This is a genomic window from Zhengella sedimenti, from assembly GCF_046506625.1.
Lineage (GTDB): Bacteria > Pseudomonadota > Alphaproteobacteria > Rhizobiales > Rhizobiaceae > Zhengella > Zhengella sedimenti.
The window spans coordinates 41,216-63,099 of the sequence record NZ_JBKFFP010000010.1 but is presented as its reverse complement, the minus strand read 5'-3'; the positions used below and the strand labels follow the sequence as shown (position 1 = coordinate 63,099).

Sequence of the window (21,884 nt, the reverse complement as noted above, 5' to 3'; positions counted from 1 at the left end):
GCAGGCTTCGGGTGCTTTCTGGAACCGTTCGCCAGCGCCGGTCTACTTCACCGGTTCATAGAGCGCATCCAGATTTTGGCTGAAGCGCGCTTGACGAGAGCAAAGTAGTTGTCGCATGAATGGCAATGACACGTTCCTGATCGTGGACCTGTTCGGCACCGGTTAGCTGGTCATGGCGAGCACGACGCCGATCCCGGACAACGGCCAAGCCTGACGCACCGAAGCCCTTACGCTCCAACGATTTCGCTGATCTGCACGATGGGTGCGATGTCCGTATAGTTGGCGACGTCCGCGACGATCTCCGCGCGGTGTGGGCCGAACGCCTCCCGGAATGTCCCCAGGCTCGGTGAGTAGATGTGGCACGCTGCGACGAACTCCGGCGCGCTTCCAGGTTCGCGGCCCGTTAGGCCCTTCTCGATCTCGTAGCGCAGGCAGGCATCGCCCATTCGTTCTCTGATCAGTGGCAGGTGGCTGGCACAGTAGTAATCGTGGTCGAACTTCGAGCCGCCATGGGCCGGATAGTAGACGCTCATCTTGATCATGGTCGGGCTCCTACCTGAACGCCTCTCCGAGCGTTCCGGGGGCATTTATAGGTCACCGACCCATGAATTGCATCTAGATTTTAGCTGAAATGAGTTTGACGAGAGCAAGGTAGTTTCGACCTGCGTCTCGAGGGTGCGGTGGCGATAGAGGAAGGCCCTGAACGGCGGACGGCGTTTACGGCTAGGCCATCGGCTTGGTGTTGGCCGGGCGCCGCGCTTGGCCATCTCTACGCGCAAGGCATGCCGTGGGGAGTTTAATGAACGGGTGGCTTAACCATCGGGCATATGGCAGCTTCAGCGCGGAGCCGGATTAACCAATTTGGTAGACCGGCTAGGGTTTCACTGGTACTTTGGGTTCGAGTTGCCAAGCAACGCGTATGATTTATGACCCTTCCGTATCGGGATGGACCTGGTTGGGATGGACTGACGGCTGGAAAAAAGACCGAAAAATGCTTGAGAAGACGGAAAGCGATAGGATTGCCGGTGTCCCGAACGTTGTAGGGAAAATACTCTCATTCATTGATGAGCGTCGCTATGAGCCGAACGAACGATTGCCGTCGGAACGTGACTTTGCCGACAGGTTCAATGTCAGTCGCGGGGCGGTTCGCGAGGCTTTGGCCGCTCTCGAGTCGATGCGTGTGATTGAGCGAAGGCCTAACTCTGGGATCTATCTTAGAAATTCTGAGGAAAGTAGCATCGAGGCCCTCGTTCTTCGTGCGTCTTCTGGCCTGCCGTTTCAGCCTGAAGAGACTAAGGACGTGTTTGAAGTGCGAAGTATTCTGGAGCTGCAGGGCGTACGGATTTCCTGCGATAGAAGGCGGGATCAGGACGTAGATCGGCTGAGGGAAATCCTCTACAAAACGAAGCTTGCAATTGATAGCAAAAAGACAATTGAGGCTGAGGATGAAGCGTTCCATCTTGGAATCGTCGCTTCAACACAGAATAGAGTACTGCTTCGCACGGTGAAATTATTTTATGAATTCTCAAAACAGCGTCGCATAATATACTTTTCAGATTACTCACGGGGCACGCAAGCTTACGACGATCATTGTGAGATACTTGAAGCCATTGAGGCTCGTCGAACCGATTTGGCAGTGGGAATGATGGACCGACACTTGTCCCGAGCCCTGGCCACATGGCAGACTCTCCACGCGGCGCCGGAACAAACTACCAAATAGTGCAATCGACCCCAAGGTGCCGAAGCGTAATGAACCGAGGGACGATACCTCGATGCCGACCAGACCGACTGACTCAGTGCGCCTTCGAGCGCGTGAATCTGATTAGGCGATCGGCTGCGAAAATGCGCCGGCCAGTGACCCTAGGTACTGGAACATTCAAGAGTTTGATACAGCTGCTCTTTGTGAGATTCGCAGGGTCACAATCGTGCCTTCTGAGATCCCTAGGACAACACTCATCTTCGCAATGAAATCAGCACGACAAATCCTGCTCGACGCGGGGTCACTGGCCGGCGCATTTTCACACTCGGAGATCTCCCCCGGCGCGCCAGAGACCAGAGTGACGACCCCCGGCGGTCACGCCGGCATCGACGAAGGCGCCAAGGAGCTCGGCAGGCGCCGCCGGCGGCGGTGCCGGCGCCTTCGATGATCGAGCAGCCGGCGGCGAGCGCCGCGGAGAGCTTGCGCACTGTTTGATTGACGGGAAGTTCCAGGGCGTGAACGCGGCCACCGGACCGACCGGCAGCTTTGAGCGTCATCTGCATGGCTCTTCGCGCGCGCGCCGGAATCACCTGGCCGCAAGTGCGGCGCGCCTCCTCAGCGAACCAATCGATGATGTCGGCGCCGCCATCACTTCGCCCTTGGCCTCTGCCAAAGGTTTGCCTTGCTCGCGCGTCAGGAGCCAGGCGATGCGATCTCCGCGCTCTCGCAGCAAGCCGGCGGCCTTGCACATCAGCTTAGACCGATCAAACGCCGAGGTTGAGCTTCAGAGTTTGAAGCCGCGATCGGCGGCGGCCAGCGCGGCGTCGAGATCCGGCGCGCGGTATGTGCAACCGAGCCGATCGTCTCCTCGGTCGCCGGATCAATAACCGGAATAGTCCGGCATTCGCGACCCTCACGCCATTCGCCATCAATAAAGAGCTTCGTATCGGGATATACCAGCGCCGCATTGGGCATCTTTGATTGCTTTCGTTGTAAGGATGCCCGCGCCGCCGAAGCAGACACGGGCTGTCCTGGGGGACAAACTTGAAAGGCGACTAGAATCCCCGTCCGCGTCTGGTGGAGCGATTGTCACGTGCGTGTCTTGCGTTCCCTTATCTGTTTTGACGGCCTGCAGAACCGGGTGCGCCGGTGACGATGCTGCTCGACAGCCTTGTGCCTCACGCTGCTCGTTCGCGAAGTTGATAGATCGCGATGTGCTGGCAGTGGGCGATCAACTTCCGGCCGTTCGCAACAACAACGGCATCTACTTCCACGAAACGGTTGCCCTTCTTTTCGTAGTTCGCGGTAACGCGTGCCCGCGCGACCAACTCTTCATCGCAAGCAGCTGTGGACAGCATCTGCATGCGGCTGCCGAGATGAATCCACGGCCCCAGTAAAGCGTTCTCCATCAAGACCCGGTTCATAACCCGCTGCACCATACCGGGATGCACCAACCCTTCGCGAGCATAGATTGGATCGGTTTCGCGTACTTCCGCCCGATAGTCCGCTCCAGATTGGCCCGGCCAGGAGCGCGGCGCCGTTCCGAGCCATTTGCCGACCTGGTAAGACCTGAGATCGACCGGCCCCCGCACCGCAACCGGCGCAGTCTCGGGATAATCGCCAACGGAGATCGGGGGTGGCGCGTCCGGCAGCGAGGCACTGCCGGCAGCTCGAACGTCGCTGCCGTTGAGCGCAATCGCTAGGCCTTCGTCTGAAGGCTCGGACGTAACCACCACGGTTTCGCCATCGTAAACCGGCTTCGCGAAGCGCACCTCCATCAGGCCGCGCTCGAGGAAGGCTCGTCCCCACTTCGCCACCGGAACGTGGACCATATACGCAAAGACATCGACGCCTGGCACCAGGCCGCCGCTGAAGCCATATTTTTGCGCCACCGCATCATCGTGCATCCTGTTTTCGGAGTGCGTGGCGCTGTTGAACGCCTGGACGCGATAGGGCGGCTCAGCCATTTGACTTCCTAACATAGCATTGCTGACGGACATCAATACGGCGCTAAAAGCGTCTGATTGCCGGATGATCCCGGATGAGATCGAGAGTCGTTTTTGATCCATTGCTTCATGTCGGTCCCAAACTGCTTCAGGCAAATTTCCGGCAATTTGATGGCACCATCAGTCTCGCCCAGCAGCGAATAGGTGCAAGCGACATTGTAGCGGACAAGGTTGTCATCGAGGTGGCGCGGCCTTCACCTTTATCAGTTTCGCATACACGTTGTGAAATCGCGCCGAACAGTAACCCCAAGCACCAGCATGCTCAAGTGTCTGATTCAGCTGCTCTTTCCCAGATTTTCGAAGGGTTGCGATTTGCGCCTTCTTAGATCCTTGGACAATTCTAATTTTCGCAATGAAATCAGGTCGATAAATCCTGCTCGACGCGGGGTTACTGTTCGGTGCGATTTCACACTCAATCACCACGACCGAGCATTCGATGCCAAAGCGGGCAGCCGAAATCCTCGAATTCCGTAAGGTCGCTCAGCAGTCCTGGCGATCACACCGACATCTACTGTTCGCTTTCAGTTTCTGACAATCGAGCAGGCCATCCTGTCGTGTCCGTTCGACACGGGCATTGCCCTCGTGCCGCTGCATCCGCCCGACAAAGCGGCATGCTTCGGTGCTGATTCAAACGCAGTCTGTAATGCTATTTTAACCATAATCAGCGAGATTGGGATTCGCGCCAGGTAACGAGTACGCAAATCAGGCAACACGGCGGGCGGCATCCCGCTCCTGGCCGCCCGCGCGTTGCCCCTGAATCGATGCTTTATGAAAACTTCTTCGAATCCGTGGGATACCGACAGCGCCCATATCGAGGCGCTGATCAAGGTCGTCGAAAAAGACGGGCTGTCCCACAGTATGGCGATGGGAGAATTGCTGAGGGCGCTGCACAGTCTCTCCCAGACCCTCAGCGATCACCAAACCGCTCCAAAGCGAACTGCCCCGCCAGACGACGCATCGGCATAGACCGGCCTTGTTCGCACGAGCAAATTCGCTTTCGTGCTGGTCGTCAGGAAGACACGGGACAGCATCAGAATCTTCCTGGAAGCCCGCCGACCAGGTCAAGCAGCAGGGTTTCGTGACATCCTGTTCTCGCCGCGACGCTATGCCGGCGGCACCAAGTTGGTGCTATTTCCGGCCAGCCTGCTTGACGGCAACGCCATGTAGGTTCACCGGTCATCGCCTGTCGCACGATCAGTCGTCATGGTCATGAGTTCTCATCGGCGGGCGCAGGAAAACCAGGATGATCCGTTCATCACATCGCGTCGTCGACGAGACCGACGCTCGGCTGCTCGTCCTCGCCATCATCTTCACCGCCCGCAATCCCCATCGGAATATCCCCTGCCAGCAGCTTCTCCTTCGACAGCAACCCGGCGTCTTCGAGCGCCTCGAAATCCGGCAGGTCGCGCAGCGTGTCGAGGCCGAACTCCAACAGGAATTCTTTGGTCGTCACGTAGGTGTAGGGCGCGCCGGGCGTCGGGCTGCGCGGGCCGGACGCAATCAGCTTCGCGCCGCGCAGATGACCAATAAAATCACGACTGATCTCCTTGCCGAAGAAAGACGACAACTCGGCGCGGGTGATCGGCTGGAAATACGCCACGCACATCAGCACCAGCACCTCGGATTGCGTGAGATCCATCGCCTTCTCACTGCCGCCCATAGCGGCGCGGATGGCGTCGGCATAGGTCGGCCGGGTCAAATGTTTCCAGCCGCCGGCGACGGCGACCAGGTCGTAAGGCCGCCCGCGCAGCTCCTCGCGAATGTCGTCGATCAAGAGATCGAGGTTGCAATCCGCGCCAACCACCCGCGCGAGGACACTACGTGTCACCGGCTCGCTGGCGGCAAAAATGGTTGCCTCAACGCGCTGCATCCATTCGCGCCAGCGCGCCTCCGGCGGCAGGTGATCCAGCTCCCGGTCAAGCAACGGTCGTTGCCCATCCCCATTGTCTCGCCGAGTTTTGGTCGAACGAGCCGCCATCGTCACAGTCCGTAGGTGCGGAAGGTCGGGCGACCGGACAGCTCACGCACGGCACCCAGGACAAGAAGCCGGTCGAACAGGCGGCGTAGCCCCCGGTCACTCATCTTTTTGTCCATTTTTTTGTCCCCGCGCGAGGCCATGAGCGCGTCTTCGTTCAACAACCGGTCGACGATCGCGTCCGCTCCCTTGGCCCTGAGTTTCGGCGCGACGGCCAGCAGTTTTTCGGCACGGCGGCCGAGCTCAGCAAAAAGATCGATGGCGCGCAGCGCCGCCCGCGCCTGTGCCGCCAGCAGTTTTTTGGCACGCTCCGGCTCTGTCTCAGGGCCCGCTGCCGCCATACCGGTCGCCGCCCGACGTGAATGCCCGGCACGCATGCCAAAAAAAGCAGCTTCGGTGCCCAGCAGCGGTATTGCATGCGGCCACGCCAGCCGCTGCGCCAGCAGACCGTCGGCGAGCCAGGCGCCGAAAGCCGGCCCAAAACCATAGCGTTCGGCGGCCACAAAAGCACCGGTCAGCATCCCGACCGTCTCTGCCCCGCCGCCGATCTGACCGAGTTCCCCCACCAGAGCGCTGACCACCTCTTCATCCGGGGCGTAGCCGAGTTCTTCCAACACCGCGCCGATGCTCCGCTCGGTCAGCAGTTTCTCGGCAGGCGTGTCGACCAACCGGCGCCAGGCGAGCAGCAAAAGCCCGGCCGGGCCAACGGACAAAAAATCGCCGGGGCGTGTCAGCAGCACGGCGTCGCGCAATGCCAAAGAATCCTCGACGCGGCCGGCCTGTCGTGCCGTCACCGCGGCCGCGACAAGCGCCAGGCGCTGCCGCCAGACCCCGGCCCACCGTTCCTGCCGGCGGACTACCGCATCGAGGGCGCCGATAGCAGCACCGGCAGCAAGCGCGACCTCCTCAACTTCCTTTCCCGCAACGCTTTGCGCATCCGGGATTGCCCGGCGCAGCCAGGCCGGGACCAGGGCCACCGGAGCGACGGCCACCGCGTCAAGAAGCTTGCCGGGGTGGCGCGAGAGGAGTTTGGGCCGCAGAATCATCGAAAAGCAGGATGAATCACGGCGGCGCTTTTGACAACGATAATATGCCTAAAGCGCCCTGCCTGTCGGCAAACAATAATGAATGATAATCTTGCATTATCGCTCGTTTTGTGAGACCCCTTAAAAAATGGCCTTGTGGCTCGCTTTTCACCGGCGGACAGTCTCCTTTAGGCGTCAGATCGACGAGAATTCGCGTTCATTGAGCGGACCGGGTTTGCGCTTAATCCCCGGACAGCGGCAGCGGGCAGCCTCTCTCGTCGAGCAGAATGCCGATATCGACGTCAATCGGGCTTGCGGACGAAATCTCGTGCATCCTTGTACGGCCGGATGAATCGAAATTCGTGAGACTACGCCCCGCAGCACGCAGTCTCAGCATTTCTGAATCGCCTGCTCGTCGCTCGATAGTTTGGGCGACAACCATGCCCCGGGTGACGCCGGATTCCCGGCAAGCGCAGCATCGATCAGCCGAGCCCGGACACGCTCTCGCTTTCGCGGGGGCAGCTCTTCCGCTGCGGTCCAGTTCGGATCAGCCAGAATTTGACGTGCCAGGCGCTCGTACTCGGCCGCCGAGCGCTTCAGCAGCTGGACGTGCGGCCGTCGGCTTGGCCTTGAGAGGCGGATCGGTCGTGGCGCGGCCCGCCGGGCGAGATGAGCGGCGACAGGCGGCATTGCACCGTCCACGCGCGGATCGGTACCGAAAACGTCGTCCAGAGCCAGCAGCGTCAGGAAGCGCCAGCGCACCGGCAACTGGCCGAGCGGAGTTTTGGCGCCGACGGCATGCCTGGCTTCATAGGGACAGCGCCAGCCGGCTTCGTTGAACCACAGCGCCAGCACCGGCCGCGCTGCTGCCGGATGGTCGAGCGGCGCCCAGAGCACTGAGAGCGCCTTCTCGAGCCTGTCGCCCTCGGGATTTTCACCGTTGACGCTTGCCGTGATCCGCTGCTGGGTGGCCAGCGCCGTCGCCAGGAGGGCGGGATCCTGTGGCTGACCGCCCTCCCTCCCCTATCGGTGAGAAGCCGCGCGCAATGGCTGCAGACAGGCCGCGCGCTTCCGTCGTGCAGGTGGAAAGCCACGGAAAGACGCCAGTGGCACGATACGCAGTGATCGTGCAGCAACTCGCCATGAGTTGGGCAGATACAGCGTTCGGCGAGCATCCAGCCGGCTCGAAGATGCGCGTCGTGGCCCGCAGCGCGATCGGCAGCGAAGCAAGCGAGACAGACTGGGATAGACCCGGACATCGCCGACGGCGTCCATTCCGGTCCCCTGCTTACGTACCAGGCTCGAGCGCGTCGCGGGTAGCGCCAGCTCAGGGACAGGCGATGCAACCGATCGGGGTCGACACTGCAGATCTGTGCCCAAACCCTCGTCTGCCCGGCCGCCGGAGCCCCGTCGTCTATCGGCAGGGGTGACGACAGGCCACTGAAATAGCCGGCTAGTTGCTGCGCCGTAAGGCCGTAGCGGCATGCCACCCGCGCCATCCAGGAGGACAGCAATTCGTCGCGAAAGGGCCGCGGCGCCACGGGCAGACGATCCGGCTCCATCACCCGGCCGCCGGCTGCGGCATCCGCCGGCGTGCCGATTGCGTCATCGACACAAGCGGAAGGACAAGATCATCGCCGAAGCTCATCAGGTCGAGCCGTTCCTTCCCCGACCGGATCGCCTCCTCGGCTGCCGTCTCGATCAGCTGGAAAATCCTGAACGTGACGCCGCTGGTGAGCGTGTGGATCCTTTCACGAACCGCGTCCGTTTCGAGATCGGACGGAGCGCGCAGCGGCAGGATGCCAGCGAGGCTTTTCAAGAGCCGCGCAAAGGCGTGATCGTTCTTCCAGAGCTTGAGATGAAACGCCTCGAAGCGCTCGGCAAGCTGCGCGTCGGTGAGCAAGGCCTGGCGCGCCAGGTCGGTACCGGCGCAGACAAGCGGCACTCTGAGGTCGTTTGCGAGAAACCGCAGCGCATTCAGGAAAATCCGTTGCTGCCGATAGGTCCCCGCCAGCATGCCGTTGACCTCGTCGAGCACGATCATTCTGGCGCCGACGGTGCGCAGCAGCGAGCGGCAGATGTCTTTCTCCCGGGCAAGCGCGCCGCCGACGAGCGCTGGAGCCTGCAGGCTGGCCAGCAGTTCCCGATAGAGGTCGCGCTCGACCGGCTCCGAGGGTACTTGGGCCACGACGACCGGCCTGTTGGTCACGCCCGTCGACTGACACAATGTGGGCGGATGCGCCCGCTCGAATTTGCGGACGATCTTGGTCTTGCCCATGCCGGTGTCGCCATAGATCAGCAGGCAGGGCATACGGTCACGTGGGGGATAGGCAAGCAACGCGTTCAGGCGGACAAGTGCGGCTTGCGCCTGGTCGAAGCCGATCCAGCGGTCGGCCTTGATCCAGGCAATGCGCTCTTCGTCGGGCAAAGCGGCATAGCGGCGGTAGCGGTCGTCGAGGTGCTCGAAAGTCCCCTCCCCTCTCACGACCATTCCTCGACGGGAAAGACGGGGACCTTGCTCCAGTCGATCGGCCGCTCATCCTCGATTTGCGCCGGCTCGGCCGCAACCAGCGCGTTTGACGCGGCAGCCTCCAGCGCTCGGTCGCGCCTCTCCGCCAGCTGACGCGCTGCCTTGGTGCGCCTGGTCGCGTCCTCGACTAGTGCGCGCTGGGACTCAATGGTCTCGAAGATCAGCTGCTCGTCGACCAGCGAAAGACCGCGTTCCCGCAGGGCGGTCCGAGCGCGGCGATGTTCGCCAAGTGTGATCGGCGCGCGCCGCAGATCGGCAAAGCGGATCGGCCAGCGCGTACCATCCGGAGCGCGCACGAAAACCCTCGAAAGATCGCGTGGATCGTAGGAAACGCGCAACGCACGATCGAGCCGACCGGCCCATATGCTCAGCACGTCATCCCAGTAGCGGAGACCGAACAGGTGAATGCCGTCACGCCGCACCAGCCGGTCGGCGCTGGGCAGGAAATCGATCGTGAAGCCGGCGAGATCGTGGGGCTGACGCACAGGCCGAACGCGGCGGGCCGCAGCCTCGTGCCATGCCGCAAGCGGCGGAATCCCCAGCGTTCCATGGCGATCGGCGTGGTAGCGCGTGATTTCGAGCGCCATCCACCGCTCCAGTTCATCCAGAGTCATCGTCGCATGGGCGGCGGAATCATAGCTGCCACGCTCGTCGATGTCGCTGAACGTCGTGCCCGGCAGAAGATGGACGGCGCCCATCATGGTGCCGATCAGCCGCTCGATATGGCCGCCATAGTGGGGAGTGGCGATCGGACGATGGATGAGCTCGATGCCATATTCCTCAGCGCCCCGCTGCAGGGCGCGCGACCGGAATTCCTTGGCGTTATCGAGGTGGATGGCATCAGGGAACCCGCAGGCCGGCCACTTCGCATCGATGCCCAGTCCGGCAAGCCACACCTCTTTCGGCTGCACGACATGCTGGATTACGAGTGCGACCGAAACCGTCGACGGCGCCTCGAGCGTCAGGTAGAAGCCCGCGACCATGCGGCTTGCGATGTCGATGGCGAGCGTCAGCAACGGCCGCTGCAGGGGCCGCCGACATCGGCGATCGACGACAATGACATCGACCAGCGTGTGGTCGATCTGGACTACGTTGAACGCGCACTCGGCGGCATATTCTCCCGGAACTGGGTGGAAGCGATCACGCGCTGCCTTCGAGCCTTCCCGTGCCTTGGTCAGTTCGGCGGGGTCTATGACCTCGATCCGCGCCTTCAGCGCATGCCAGGACGGTACGCGCACGCCACGCGAGCGGCAGAGCCCGCGGATCTCCTTGTGCAGTCGATTGATGCTCGGCTTCTGGCGTGTCTTGTAAAAGTCCCGGAGCGCTTCGGCGATTACCGCTTCGGTCTCATCCGGCAACCGGCGGCTGCCCTGTCTCGTGCCGCCCGGGCGCGGCAGCAGCGAACTCGTGACCGGATGCTCCCGATAAGCCCTGATCAGTTCGTAAAGCCGGGTTCGCTTGAGGCCGAGTTCACGGCAAGCCCGGAAGAAATCGGACCGGCCGGGGCAGTCGAGCGAGACCAGTCTGCGGATCACGGCCTCCCTTGCAACCGCCTCATTCCAGGCGGCATCATCAACCGTCTCCTTGTCGGGCCCATGAACCACAGCCACCCTCGCTGTAAAGTTCGTCCGCTCGAATGTTACGAAAAATCCGCTGATTCGGCTAGAATCCGCCAATGAACTCCGAAGATGATTCGCGCCAGATCAGTAACTTGCCGTCCGTTGACCAAACGCGAGCGACAGCCCGAATCGTCGAGCAGAAGCCCGAAAATCGCCTCGCGCGACCCTCCGCACCGCCCCACAGCACGGGGGCGCAGGACGATGCTTTAGGTCTGCGGTCGTCGGCCGGGCTGGAGGCGAAAGCTGCGGACGATTTGCCCGACATCATCGATGTCGTCATGGAGATGGGTCGCGCCCCGGAAGAACTGTCAGCCGAAGCCCCCTCCCCTCTTCCGGCCGTCGCCAATCCGCGCCTGCCGGCGCATCTCGACGCGTTGGCCGATCGCGCGCGCGATTATGTCGAGGCGGCGAGCTCGGCCAACACCCGCCGCGCCTACGCTGCGGACTGGAAGCATTTTTGCGCCTGGGCGCGCCGCCAAGGTCTGGACGTGTTCCCGCCCGATCCGCAGTTGGTCGGCCTCTACATCACCGCCTGCGCCTCAGGAAAGGCGACCGGCGACAAGAAGCCGAACTCCGTATCCACGATCGAGCGGCGCCTCTCCTCGCTGACGTGGAACTATGCACAGCGTGGCCAGCCGCTGGACAGGAAAGACCGGCACATCGCCACCGTCATGGCCGGCATTCGCAACAGCCACGCAAAACCGCCAGTACAGAAGGAAGCCATCCTGCCCGAGAATCTCATGGCCATGCTGGAAACCCTCGATCGGGGTACCCTGCGCGGCTTGCGCGACCGTGCCATGCTGCTTCTCGGCTTTGCCGGCGGGCTGCGTCGTTCCGAAATCGTCGGCCTGGACGTCGGCCGCGACCAAACCGAGGACGGCCGCGGCTGGATCGAGGTCTTCGAAAAAGGCCTGCTCGTCACGTTGCGCGGCAAGACCGGCTGGCGGGAGGTCGAGATCGGCCGGGGCTCGTCCGACACGACCTGCCCGGTCGTGGCGCTGGAGACCTGGCTCAAGCTCGCGCGCATTGCCCACGGGCCGCTGTTCCGAAGGGTGACGGGGCAAGGCAAAAAGGTGGGCAGCGAGCGGCTCAACGACCAGGAGGTGGCACGCCTGGTCAAGCGGGCAGCGCTGGCGGCCGGCGTACGCGGCGATCTTTCCGAGGGCGAACGAGAACAAAAGTTCGCGGGGCATTCGCTGCGCGCCGGGCTTGCCTCGTCGGCCGAGGTCGACGAGCGCTACGTGCAAAAGCAGCTCGGCCACGCCTCCGCCGAGATGACCCGTAGATATCAGCGGCGCCGCGATCGGTTTCGAGTCAATCTCACCAAGGCAAGCGGGCTGTAGGGACAAAAAACCCCCTCCCCTGCCCTTCTCGCACATCTGGTGGGCGAATTCGGCGTGGCGCGCCAGCGGTTCAATAACTAGATAACGCGAGCGCCTTTCACTCTGACGTGGCATTCTCATGAAAAAGATCGGTTTTCTGTCGTTCGGACACTGGACGCCCTCGCCCCAGTCGCAGACACGGTCTGCATCCGATGCACTCCTGCAGTCCATCGATCTGGCCGTTGCTACCGAAGAGCTGGGCGCGGATGGGGCATATTTCCGCGTGCATCACTTCGCCCGCCAGCTTGGCTCGCCGTTCCCGCTGCTGGCGGCGATTGGCGCCAAGACCAGCCGCATCGAGATCGGCACGGCGGTCATCGACATGCGCTACGAGAACCCGCTCTACATGGCCGAAGACGCCGGCGCCGCCGACCTGATCGCCGGAGGGCGTTTGCAACTGGGCATCAGCCGCGGCTCGCCAGAGCAGGTGATCGATGGCTGGCGCTACTTCGGCCACGTTCCGCAAGAGGGCGAGAGCGATGCCGACATGGCCCGGCAGCACACCGACGTGTTCCTCGACGTGCTGCGCGGCAAAGGCTTTGCACAACCCAACCCGCGCCCGATGTTTCCGAACCCGCCTGGCCTGCTGCGTGTCGAACCACATTCGGAGGGCTTGCGTGATCGCATCTGGTGGGGCGCCGCCACCAACGCAACTGCGGAATGGGCAGCAAAACTGGGAATGAACCTGCAGAGCTCCACACTCAAGTTCGACGAGAGCGGAAAACCCTTTCATCTCCAGCAGGCCGATCAGATTCGCGCCTTCCGCGAGGCGTGGAAGGCGGCCGGTCACACGCGCGAGCCGCGGGTCTCCGTCAGCCGCAGCATCTTCGCGTTGGTGGACGATCGCGACCGGGCGTATTTCGGCGGCAACGAGAGCGAAGATCATTTCGGTTACATCGAGCCTGAAAAGCTCGCCGTGTTCGGCCGCTCCTATGCCGCCGAGCCGGACGTCCTTATCGAGCAGTTGAAGGGCGACGAGGCCATCGCCGAGGCTGACACGCTGCTGCTCACCGTCCCCAACCAGCTCGGTGTCGACTACAATGCGCATGTCATCGAGGCGATCCTGACCCACGTCGCCCCGGCCTTGGGTTGGCGCTGACGCCTCCGTCCGAAAGCTCCCTCTGTCCTTCCGCAATTGCTTCATCGCCAGGACAACTGGTCCTTCGGCAGCCGGCCGCTCGGGTCGAATACAGTCACCTTGTGCGGAAGATCCGGACCCCAGTCCCAAAGCACTAGGTTGCGATCTTCTGTCTCGGCACCCGGAGCAAAACTCGGAACCAGAATACCGGCAATGCCTTGAAGCCGCAGTTGGTCATAGATGGACCAGGATGCAGGGCGCTCGCCGTCGCTGAGGACCGTTGCCCAAGCGCAGGCCATGTCCTCGAGCGCGACGGAAAATTCTCCCCTCCCCTGCTCGGTCGTCAGGTCTGCGATGCCCTCGCAATCGACCTCATAGGAGCACAGCACACAGGGGTCGATCCGATGCGCAAAGCCTTGATTGGCTTCTTTGACCGCCGTCATGATGGTGAGCCCCAGATATAGCGCTGGCACACCTTTGGGATTGAAGCGCGCACCCCTGATCGCGGCTCCCTCACCGGAAGTCGGCTTGAAGGCCCAACGCGGATCATGTGCCCTATAGCAGGTTCTGACGAACCTCACGCAAAGCCGCCGAGGGCCATATGATCCAGATAATCGCGAACGGCAGCGGCTTTGCCTTCCTTCACGAGGGCTTCGGCGGTGCGACCACCGAATGCCGGCAGCGGCTGGGCTCGGTACCAGGCCATCGCCTGTTCCTTTCCGCCCGCCCATTCCGTCACGCGACTGATGATCTCGAGCATTTCACGTAGACGCCCCTGGGTCTTTATCGTGCGGCTGCGCTCCAACCGATAGAGGGTTTCGCGGGCAAGGCCGGCCGTCTCGGCCAATTGGCCCTTGGACATTCCAAAGCCGTCCGCCACTTGGTTGATGGCAATTTTCCCGGCCCGGTCCATATAGGACAAAACCAAAGGTTCATTCTGCACGGGTATCTTGAGGGCCTGGCCCATAGGATTCCATCCTGTCATACACATAGTCGCATTTACTGTGCAAAAGATATGACACTCCTCGGCTATTTTCAAGTTCGGAAGCCGATGCGTCTCCAACCGATCGGTTATCTGTATCTTCTACGTTTGTAATTTCGTCTCCGATACGGTTCTCAGGCGCTCCAAATGGCCAAAACACCGCACAACCACTCCTCCCGTCGACCACAGAGCCGGCAAATCGGCTATGCGCGCGTCTCGACAGACGAGCAGGCTACAGAAGCCCAGGAGATGGAGTTGCGGTCCGCCGGATGTGAGACAATCGTCCGGGAGCACGGCTCCGGGGCCTCAAGAGCCCGCCCTGCCCTTGCCAAGATTGTCCGCGAGATCGACGCTGGCGACACGCTTGTCGTCGTTCGGCTCGACCGCCTGGCGCGCTCGGTAAGCCATCTGCTCGATGTCATCGAGGACCTGACGGCAAAAGGTGCGCATTTCCGGTCGCTCAGCGACCCGATCGACACCACGACGCCGCAAGGCATGTTTTCCCTGCAGGTTCTTGGCGCCGTGGCCCAGCTGGAGCGGGCTCTCAACTCCGAACGGACCAAGGCAGGCATCAAAGCCGCCAGAGCAAAAGGCCGGATGCCGGGCAATCCAGGGATCCGCGAACGTCGGCCGGACGCGCTGGCCAAGATGACGGCCGCGCAAAAGGCAGCCTATGGAGCGCGTCTCCAGTCATCCGCGAACCAGTGGCTTCCCATTGTGCGGCGCATGCGACCCGACCACACATGGGACGATATCTCCCGCGTTCTCAGGCAACGTGGTCTCGATTGGACTCCTGAGCGTTTACGGCGCGCGGTGAAATGGATTGTCAGCGAGGGAATGGCCGACAAGTCGCTTCTGAGGAAGTCGCCGCCTCGGCCAGCTGAGGATCGTCTGATGACCCTCGTGGCGGGCATCCATTCCTCCAATCCGGAGCTGACCTTGCGCGAAATCGCCAACCAGCTCGAGCGACTTCGTGAGCGTACGCCCCGTGGCGGTACGAAATGGGCGCCCTCGTCCGTCAAGAACCTCATCGACCGGGCAAAGCGTAGCGGCTTGCTCGAGGCGGCCTGAATACGCAACCGAGGACTGATTTTGTGGCGCCTACGCCGTATAATTCGCGGAGCTCGTTCGTAGCCAGAACAACCCAAACAGTCCGCAAACTCCGGAGCGCGCAGCAGTGGAAGCCATGACCGTCAACAGCCGCGACGATTTCGCCCAATGGGCCATCGAGCGAACCAAGTCGATCCTGACCGAGCAGGGTTCGGAGCTCGCTTCTGCGGCGCGGTGCGGAGACGATGCCCGGATGGGCGAAGCTGCAAATGCCCTTGGCCAATCGATCATCGATGCACTGCTCGAAACTTTTGACGGTCTGATCGACGACGACAGAGACTGACCGAGTTGCCGCCCGCGGAATTCAAATCTATCAATCATCACGATCTGGGCTTGTTCAGCGACCGCAGAAGGGCTTCCGAGACTTCGAGCCGCCCTTCCCCGCTTTCACCGCCGCTTCGCGGTTCGTGGCCGGTTTTCTCCGCCGATTTGTCGGCGTCCAGCTTGGCGCGCAGCAGTGCCATGATCATTGGCCAGGTCGAGAATTTGCCGTCCCTTGCCTTGTCGGTCAGGCTGCGCAGATAGCCGCCGGCGCTGTTGATCTGGTCTGATCGCTGGTAGATCGCGGCAAGGGTGATCGCCGCGTGCTGTTCGCCCATGACCTCGCAGGCGTCCCGCCACGCGCTGGGACTGATTGCCAGCATCGGCCGGGCCAGTTCCGCCGCGGCCAGAAAGTCGCGCCAGTGACGGATTTCCCCGCCTTGCGTCAATTCTCGCAGGTTGGGGCAGGCGTCCAGCACAATGCCCAAAGGCAATTCTCGCTTCGGCAAGCTCCGTACGTTGTCGGTTTCCGCGGCGCTGCCGCCCGCTTCATTCTTATTTCGAGAGCGGTCTTCAGATTCAAATATGGAGTCTGGGTTTGAATTCTGTATGTGGCGACCAGAATGGGACTCATTGGCGTCCGGATTCTGTGTTTTTGCAAATGATTCCAATACCTCGAGGATCTCCGTGTAGAGGCCGTGAAGATCGCAGCAGATATCCTCGATGAGTTGCCTCGGCGCTGAGCGCGGCAAGCGGCAGACGATGGCCTGATAGGTCTGGTAGACCCTGCCCCAATTGCCCGGAACGTTCTCCTCGATGCCAGTCTCGATGAGCTTGACGATATCGCGGCGCAGGAGCGTGAGACGCTCCTTGGCGATCCGAAGGGCGTTCTTCTCGGCCCGGACGGTGTCCGCCAGCTCCTTGAATTCCCCGGCCCGGGCAACGATCGGCGCCAGGTCGAACCCGTAGGCCTGTTCGACTTGACCTCCCCTGCCCTTGCGGGCGAAGCGCTTGCCGTTCGGACTATCTCTGCGGATGATCAGCCCGCAGTCGACCAGGACGGCCAGGTGGCGCCGTAGCGTCGTCGCCGGCATTCCGTTCGCACGGGCCATGAGTTGCTCGTTGGACGGCCAGACGATCAGTTCGCCGTCGCCTGTGAGCTCCGTTTCCGGATGAAACGAGAGCAGCGCGTTGAGAATGGCGAGTGCGCGGTCCGTAGCGCCGATCAGCTCGCGCGCTTCCCGGATCGTCTGGAACACTTTCCATTTCTGGACCTGGGCGCCAGCCGGTGCCGATTTTGCCACAGCCTGGCTTGCCATCATGCCAAGTGACATCGTTCGCCGCCCAAAGGGCGTCGTTGGGGTATGCGTCTGCATTGTCCTTCACCTATTGCTAGGCAAAAGAAACCTGCTCGCCGAATCGGCGCTCAAACCGACCTGAATGGTCTTGACTATGATTCGCGGAAGTGGGATTCTCTCAGTCGCCAAACTTAAAGAGAAGGTCTTCCGGAATTGCCGTTTCGGGGGCCTTTTTCTTTTGCGCTCAATCTCCGTTCGTGGTTGCTCGTTTTTCCCGACGGAAAGCCTCATACAACTCGCTGAGATTTTCCGAGAGGTAGTCACCGAACGCTGCTGCGTCGGTTCCCTTCGCCTTGAGGGCGATGGTGAATTTCTTGCCACTGGCCACCATCTCCGCGGCGATACGCCCATCAGACGGCGCCCAGTTGCGTTTGGATGGCGCCTGCGCGGCACGGCGGCGCGGCTTGGATGCCTTCAGCTTCGTGACGACCGCATCGAACCGCGCTTCGCTTGGCATCCCATGCCAATCGGAACTCAATGCCAGAGCCAGGGCAGTGTCGAGATTGCCCGGCTTGTCGAGGAGGAGCTTGAGCTCATACCAGCGATCACGACCGACAGCCTTCGCGCGGCCGATCGCCTCGAGAAGTTCCTTGGGCATCGAGGCGACAGAGAGCATCTTTGAAAGCGTCGGCCGATCGACACCGATTGCGGCGAGGGCTGTGGCGTTGTCCTCGTCGAATTTCCGCTCAACGATGTCGGCGGCAAACAGTGCTTTCTCGATGAAGGACGTGTTCGCTCGCGCGTTGTTTTCCTGTCCCTGGGCGATCACATGATCGCGCTCGGAGATATCCTTGATGACAGCGCGAAGCTTGAGACCAAGCTCTTTTGCGGCGCGCCAGCGGAGGCGACCGAAGACCAGCATGTAGCGGCCGGGCCGCTGCGGGTGAGGGCGAAGGAGCGCCGGGGAGTTCTGGCCGGAACCACGGATCGACTCCAACACCTGAGCGTAGTCGGCCTCGTAATCTTCCTGATCGACGTTGAGCCGGTCGTTGGCGAAAGATTGGTCCACCAGGTCGGGGTTAACCTCGATTATCGTCTCGCCCTCGAGCAGCTTGCCTGCCTGAGCCGCCATTTCGTCGATCGAGCTTATGAGCGAGCGTGATGCCCCCTTGAAGGTGTAGTCTTGCGCGACCGGGCGCTCGGCGGGAGCGTCGCCGTTGTCCATGATGCTGGCAAAGGGATTTTTCCGCGCCATTTGACTAGCACCCCCTTAAGCGGCTTATGCGCTTGAAACCGTGGGTTTTTTTGGTGGTTTTGACGGCAGTCAACATCACAACCGCCCCCATGCCTGGTGGATCAGTCCCTGAATCTCGAAGTTCACGGCATCCATGCTGTCGATCGCCCGATCATAGGTATCGCGATTGAAGTTCGATCGCTCGACCTCATAGAGCGTCTGCTTGGTGAGGCCGGCGTCAGAAATCGCCGTGGATTTGAGCATTGGGCTTTTCAGAATTTCCTCGGCAAGCATCGACTGCATGAAGCCGACCATCTGTGCCTGGGGAATGTCCGTGGGCTCGTATCGGGTGATGAGATAGCGCAGCCAGTCCAGCTGGACCTTCGCGCCAGCATTCTTGATGGACTTCATGATATTGCCCAGCATCAGCAGAAACTGACTCATAGACATCAGATCCAGCATCTGCGGGTGGACGGTAATCAGAACCGAGGTGGCGGCCGACAGTGCCGACAGCGTCAGATAGCCGAGCTGTGGAGGGCAATCGACGACCACGACGTCGTAGCGCTCACTGACCGAATCCAACGCCCGGGCGACCCTCGTGAAGAACCGCTTTCCTTCCTGAGACGGAGACTGCATGGCAAGCGGAGTCTCGTACTCATATTCCTGCAGCTCCAGGTTCGCCGGGATGATATCGAGCAAGGGGAAGTTCGTCTTGCGGATGACATCTTCGGCCGGGGCGGGGTTGTCGTACCGGATCGCGTCGTAGAGCGAGGGGTTCTTGTCGAGCTCCGGCTGGAAGCCATGGAGGGCTGAAAGCGAAGCCTGCGGATCGAGATCCACCGTCAGGACCCGGTGACCGGTGAGCGCCAAATGCTGCGCGAGGTGCGCCGTGGTGGTGGTCTTTCCCGATCCACCCTTGAAGTTGACGACCGCAATGACCTGCAGCTTCTCGCCAGGTTTGCGGTAGGGCACATACTTCTTGGAATCCGATCGCCCGTGCTTGTCGAGATAGTCCCGAAGCTCGGTCATCTGCTCGGCCGCGTAAAAGCGCCGTCCGCCGGCACCGACGAAAGGCTCAGGACCTTTCTTTTCAAGATGGAGGCGCTTCAGATTGTTCGGACTGATACCAAGATAGTGGGCGACCTCGGCCATCGAGAACCGCCGAAGGGTCTTCTGCCCCTCGGTCGGAAACTTCTCGACGCGCAATTGGTCGAGCTTGCGCGAGATCTCGGCCCCCTGGGCAAGGATCTTGTCGTCAAACTCAAAACTTGGGAGAAATGCCATCTCCGCTTTGTCCCCCAAACGAGAAAATAGCGCCATATTCGACCTTTCGGCCAATCTGGCGCCAGTATGAGCGATTCCCGTTCTCTGGCAAGGGATTTTAGGTTAACGAAACCTTAACGACATGCCCAGGTCCACGCCAACAAGATCACTCAGCGGAGCCTCACAGTCCGGAATCGCGGCGTCGGCGCGTACATTTTCCATCGATTTTTCAATCGCTTAGTTTCTCCGCGGTTGGTCAATCCGCGAGAACCTTCAATGCCACATGCCGCTGGCTCGGTCCATGCAGCACCCTGAGAAGTTTCACAGTGGTGGATGGCGTCAAACCGAGTGAGTGGGCGTGACCGCCGCTCCTTTGGGGCGACTCACCTTCACCCATGAACAGATGACTCTTAGCCGGCTATGCAGCGCCCAGCGTGGTGGCTCAAAATTGCCCAACGCGTGTTTGTCAGGCTGCCACAAGTCCATGGGCCGACGGGAAACGGAAGCAACTAGACAACCCTCCGGTCGATCGTCTTTCCCGTCAGAGAGGCAATTATCACCGACGTGAATCCCTCACGCCCAAACGATTCAGCCAATGAATTGGACGTGGGTACCGGAAGTCGATGACAATCAGACATGGTCGAGCCGAAGCTTCAAGTTGTCCTTCAACGCCGCGATTGCGCTCGCAACGTTGCGCGGTTTTATGTACTCGCGATAGAACCGTCACTGTACGGTGATGCGGCGCTTATGCGCGCGTGGGGGCGGATCGGCTCGCTCGGCCGACAACGCCTTGACCTCTATGCGTCGGCCGCTGAAGCCGGCGAAGCGCTCGAGGCCTGGCTCGCCCGTAGGGTCGGACGGGGCTACACGCCCGTCACTGCCAAGGTCACATTCTAGTCCAGGGGCCCATAATCACGGCAATTGTTGCCGCGGCTACAACGGGCTTGCACAGCAGCATAGGACCGGCATTGTCGATATTCGGCTGACCGAAGGCAGTGTTCTACTCTCTGAGCGGGGACGGCCGGAGTCATTCCGGTTGTCACTCCTGAAATTCCACTCATCTGAAAGACAGTGAAGGCGGTTCCGGGACATTGGGTTCGACATCGGTGAAGAGATTCGGAAACAGCCGTTCCCTGAAATCGAGGGGGAAGGCAATACGTACCGGTGCCTTCGGAGTTTCAGATTTCAGAAAACCGCGCTCGACAAGATCCGACAGCGTGCTCCGTGCCGTGCGCTCGGATGTTTTCAGCACGAAATTGGCTTCACCACGGGGCAACCTGCCGTGCCGCAACACGGCCGCCACCAGATCAGGTGCTCGTTTATCGTCGACGACATCTTTTATTAGGGCGCGGTAGCGAGCATCGAGCCGCCCGAGGTCGAACATTGCGGTCGAGAACCGCACCTGGTCGAGCGCGACTGTAAGGAACCATTCGACGAAATCCTTGAGTGCCGATTCCGAAAGATTTCCTCGTCCATCACGATCGCCTTGTCTGGGACTGTCGGCGTGATCCATCATGCGCTTGTATTCGCCACGATCTTTCAGGCCACGAGCGAGGCCACGAGATATCGACCACAGGCCGTTGCCTCCAATACCGGCCTTGAGCGCCATGGCGTGAGACATCAAGCGACTGACGCGGCCGTTGCCGTCTGGAAACGGGTGAATGTAGTTGAGGCGGTGATGAGCTGACGCAATCGCGATGATCCGCAGGCTGGCCTGCTTTTCGGCCATGGCGAACCGCTTCTGGAAATACTCCATGAAAGCTATCACCCTGTCAGAAGATGGCGGCTGATGGCGCCCGACAGCGACATCATGTTCCGCGGACGTCCGGAACTCGCCGGGTAGGATCTCGGCCTTGGCGCCATCAGGTTTGTCGATGAACCGGAATTCCTCGGGCATCTCGTCGTAGAAGGCGCGATGAACCCACCGAATGAAATCGATCGAAGTCGGGCTCGGCAGCTCGCCGCGCAACCCGAAGCCGTCAATCATCCTCTGAACTTCGACATGGGCCTTCGCCTCGAGGGCGAGGGGACGACGTTCGGGATCTATCTCGGCGCCGGCCAGGGCGCTCTCGATATCTCGAGGTCGTGTGTTGTGGCCTTCGATCAAATTCGAATAGTAAGAATTCATGACTCGTACGAGATCGGCCAATTCGTCAGCCGACTCCGGATGCAGGCCTCGGCCGAGTTCATCGGCGGCCTTCTGCAGCTCGATCGCAAGATCGGCCAGAACGGTCGGCACCGCGTCGTCAAAAAACAGCGGCTCGATGCGGGCAGGGGTTTCAAGCATTCTTTTGCCGATCTCAATGGTGCCTCAACGGATTGCAATGTAAGGCATTGGACGCAATAAGTCAGCACAATTGCCGATATTAGTTGCCGATCTCCCTGCCGATATCGGCCGCCGATCAGGACGCGAAGCCGAATA

21 protein-coding genes and 2 pseudogenes are annotated in these 21,884 nt (G+C 61.1%); 7 read left to right on the top strand and 16 right to left on the bottom strand.

The features are described from left to right. Positions 1 to 227: 227 nt before the first annotated feature. Positions 228 to 542: an EthD family reductase gene (locus ACLB6G_RS19515; RefSeq protein WP_093037020.1), complete on the bottom strand. Its 315-nt coding sequence runs from the start codon at positions 540 to 542 to the stop codon at positions 228 to 230. Between the two features lie 449 nt (positions 543 to 991). Between ACLB6G_RS19515 and ACLB6G_RS19510 the strand changes: the two genes are divergently transcribed. Beyond that, entirely contained in the window at positions 992 to 1,720 is a 729-nt protein-coding gene (locus ACLB6G_RS19510; protein ID WP_093037017.1) for a FadR/GntR family transcriptional regulator, read from the top strand. A gap of 233 nt (positions 1,721 to 1,953) precedes the next feature. Here the strand turns inward: ACLB6G_RS19510 and ACLB6G_RS19505 are convergent. The 3 genes and pseudogenes from ACLB6G_RS19505 to ACLB6G_RS19495 all read right to left on the bottom strand — a co-directional run bounded on the left by ACLB6G_RS19505 (position 1,954) and on the right by ACLB6G_RS19495 (position 3,666). Beyond that, positions 1,954 to 2,450 (bottom strand): annotated as a pseudogene (locus ACLB6G_RS19505) (aldehyde dehydrogenase family protein). Further along, positions 2,450 to 2,722, bottom strand: a complete 273-nt coding sequence (locus tag ACLB6G_RS19500) for a hypothetical protein (protein ID WP_245414195.1) — start codon at positions 2,720 to 2,722, stop codon at positions 2,450 to 2,452. Before ACLB6G_RS19500 ends, ACLB6G_RS19505 begins: the two are co-directional and overlap by 1 nt. Positions 2,723 to 2,877: 155 nt before the next feature. Next, on the bottom strand, positions 2,878 to 3,666 hold the full coding sequence (locus ACLB6G_RS19495; RefSeq protein WP_093037332.1) for a MaoC family dehydratase: 789 nt from the start codon (positions 3,664 to 3,666) through the stop codon (positions 2,878 to 2,880). Positions 3,667 to 3,740: 74 nt separating this feature from the next. Between ACLB6G_RS19495 and ACLB6G_RS19490 the strand changes: the two genes are divergently transcribed. Beyond that, on the top strand, positions 3,741 to 4,031 hold the full coding sequence (locus ACLB6G_RS19490; protein ID WP_139274564.1) for a hypothetical protein: 291 nt from the start codon (positions 3,741 to 3,743) through the stop codon (positions 4,029 to 4,031). Positions 4,032 to 4,960: 929 nt separating this feature from the next. Here ACLB6G_RS19490 and scpB read toward each other — a convergent pair. The 6 genes and pseudogenes from scpB to ACLB6G_RS19460 form a co-directional block, all read right to left on the bottom strand. Then, positions 4,961 to 5,683, bottom strand: coding sequence for an SMC-Scp complex subunit ScpB (scpB, locus tag ACLB6G_RS19485; RefSeq protein ID WP_093037012.1), 723 nt, complete (start codon positions 5,681 to 5,683; stop codon positions 4,961 to 4,963). A gap of 2 nt (positions 5,684 to 5,685) precedes the next feature. Next, positions 5,686 to 6,726: a DUF1403 family protein gene (locus tag ACLB6G_RS19480; RefSeq protein WP_093037009.1), complete on the bottom strand. Its 1,041-nt coding sequence runs from the start codon at positions 6,724 to 6,726 to the stop codon at positions 5,686 to 5,688. Between the two features lie 369 nt (positions 6,727 to 7,095). Further along, on the bottom strand, positions 7,096 to 7,602 hold the full coding sequence (locus tag ACLB6G_RS19475; RefSeq protein ID WP_246670852.1) for a hypothetical protein: 507 nt from the start codon (positions 7,600 to 7,602) through the stop codon (positions 7,096 to 7,098). A 245-nt stretch (positions 7,603 to 7,847) separates the two neighbouring features. Then, a pseudogene (locus ACLB6G_RS19470) lies at positions 7,848 to 8,267 on the bottom strand (TniQ family protein); the annotation flags it as partial. Beyond that, positions 8,267 to 9,190 (bottom strand): TniB family NTP-binding protein, encoded by a 924-nt coding sequence (locus ACLB6G_RS19465; protein WP_263008167.1) that lies wholly within the window; start codon positions 9,188 to 9,190, stop codon positions 8,267 to 8,269. The gene ACLB6G_RS19465 and the pseudogene ACLB6G_RS19470, both read right to left, overlap by 1 nt. Beyond that, the gene (locus tag ACLB6G_RS19460; RefSeq protein WP_246765472.1) at positions 9,187 to 10,770 is read right to left on the bottom strand and encodes a Mu transposase C-terminal domain-containing protein; all 1,584 of its coding nucleotides are present in this window, start codon (positions 10,768 to 10,770) and stop codon (positions 9,187 to 9,189) included. Before ACLB6G_RS19460 ends, ACLB6G_RS19465 begins: the two co-directional genes overlap by 4 nt. 362 nt (positions 10,771 to 11,132) lie before the next feature. Between ACLB6G_RS19460 and ACLB6G_RS19455 the strand changes: the two genes are divergently transcribed. Both ACLB6G_RS19455 and ACLB6G_RS19450 read left to right on the top strand, forming a co-directional pair. Continuing rightward, a complete protein-coding gene (locus ACLB6G_RS19455; RefSeq protein WP_154386606.1) occupies positions 11,133 to 12,197 on the top strand; it encodes a site-specific integrase in 1,065 nt (354 codons plus the stop codon). Between the two features lie 118 nt (positions 12,198 to 12,315). After that, the gene (locus tag ACLB6G_RS19450; protein ID WP_154386547.1) at positions 12,316 to 13,335 is read left to right on the top strand and encodes an LLM class flavin-dependent oxidoreductase; all 1,020 of its coding nucleotides are present in this window, start codon (positions 12,316 to 12,318) and stop codon (positions 13,333 to 13,335) included. 41 nt (positions 13,336 to 13,376) lie between these two features. On the opposite strand, the gene ACLB6G_RS19445 is transcribed toward ACLB6G_RS19450, so the two are convergent. Beyond that, positions 13,377 to 13,895, bottom strand: a complete 519-nt coding sequence (locus ACLB6G_RS19445; RefSeq protein ID WP_185910482.1) for an RES family NAD+ phosphorylase — start codon at positions 13,893 to 13,895, stop codon at positions 13,377 to 13,379. Further along, positions 13,892 to 14,281 carry an MbcA/ParS/Xre antitoxin family protein gene (locus ACLB6G_RS19440; RefSeq protein WP_154386548.1) on the bottom strand — a complete coding sequence of 130 codons (390 nt, stop codon included), beginning with the start codon at positions 14,279 to 14,281 and terminating at the stop codon, positions 13,892 to 13,894. Before ACLB6G_RS19440 ends, ACLB6G_RS19445 begins: the two co-directional genes overlap by 4 nt. Before the next feature lie 162 nt (positions 14,282 to 14,443). Between ACLB6G_RS19440 and ACLB6G_RS19435 the strand changes: the two genes are divergently transcribed. Beyond that, positions 14,444 to 15,367: a recombinase family protein gene (locus ACLB6G_RS19435; RefSeq protein ID WP_154386549.1), complete on the top strand. Its 924-nt coding sequence runs from the start codon at positions 14,444 to 14,446 to the stop codon at positions 15,365 to 15,367. A 115-nt stretch (positions 15,368 to 15,482) separates the two neighbouring features. Further along, the gene (locus ACLB6G_RS19430; RefSeq protein ID WP_154386550.1) at positions 15,483 to 15,689 is read left to right on the top strand and encodes a hypothetical protein; all 207 of its coding nucleotides are present in this window, start codon (positions 15,483 to 15,485) and stop codon (positions 15,687 to 15,689) included. A 37-nt stretch (positions 15,690 to 15,726) separates the two neighbouring features. Here the strand turns inward: ACLB6G_RS19430 and repC are convergent, their stop codons facing one another. The 3 genes from repC to repA form a co-directional block, all read right to left on the bottom strand. Continuing rightward, the gene (repC, locus tag ACLB6G_RS19425) at positions 15,727 to 17,043 is read right to left on the bottom strand and encodes a plasmid replication protein RepC (RefSeq protein WP_154386551.1); all 1,317 of its coding nucleotides are present in this window, start codon (positions 17,041 to 17,043) and stop codon (positions 15,727 to 15,729) included. 166 nt (positions 17,044 to 17,209) lie between these two features. Beyond that, entirely contained in the window at positions 17,210 to 18,220 is a 1,011-nt protein-coding gene (repB, locus tag ACLB6G_RS19420) for a plasmid partitioning protein RepB (protein WP_154386552.1), read from the bottom strand. A 75-nt stretch (positions 18,221 to 18,295) separates the two neighbouring features. Next, positions 18,296 to 19,483 carry a plasmid partitioning protein RepA gene (gene repA, locus ACLB6G_RS19415; RefSeq protein WP_154386553.1) on the bottom strand — a complete coding sequence of 396 codons (1,188 nt, stop codon included), beginning with the start codon at positions 19,481 to 19,483 and terminating at the stop codon, positions 18,296 to 18,298. Between the two features lie 615 nt (positions 19,484 to 20,098). On the opposite strand from repA, the gene ACLB6G_RS19410 reads away from it, so the two are divergent. Then, positions 20,099 to 20,359, top strand: coding sequence for a WGR domain-containing protein (locus tag ACLB6G_RS19410; protein WP_154386554.1), 261 nt, complete (start codon positions 20,099 to 20,101; stop codon positions 20,357 to 20,359). 160 nt (positions 20,360 to 20,519) lie between these two features. Here the strand turns inward: ACLB6G_RS19410 and ACLB6G_RS19405 are convergent, their stop codons facing one another. Further along, entirely contained in the window at positions 20,520 to 21,749 is a 1,230-nt protein-coding gene (locus ACLB6G_RS19405; RefSeq protein WP_154386555.1) for a Fic family protein, read from the bottom strand. Positions 21,750 to 21,884 lie beyond the last annotated feature (135 nt).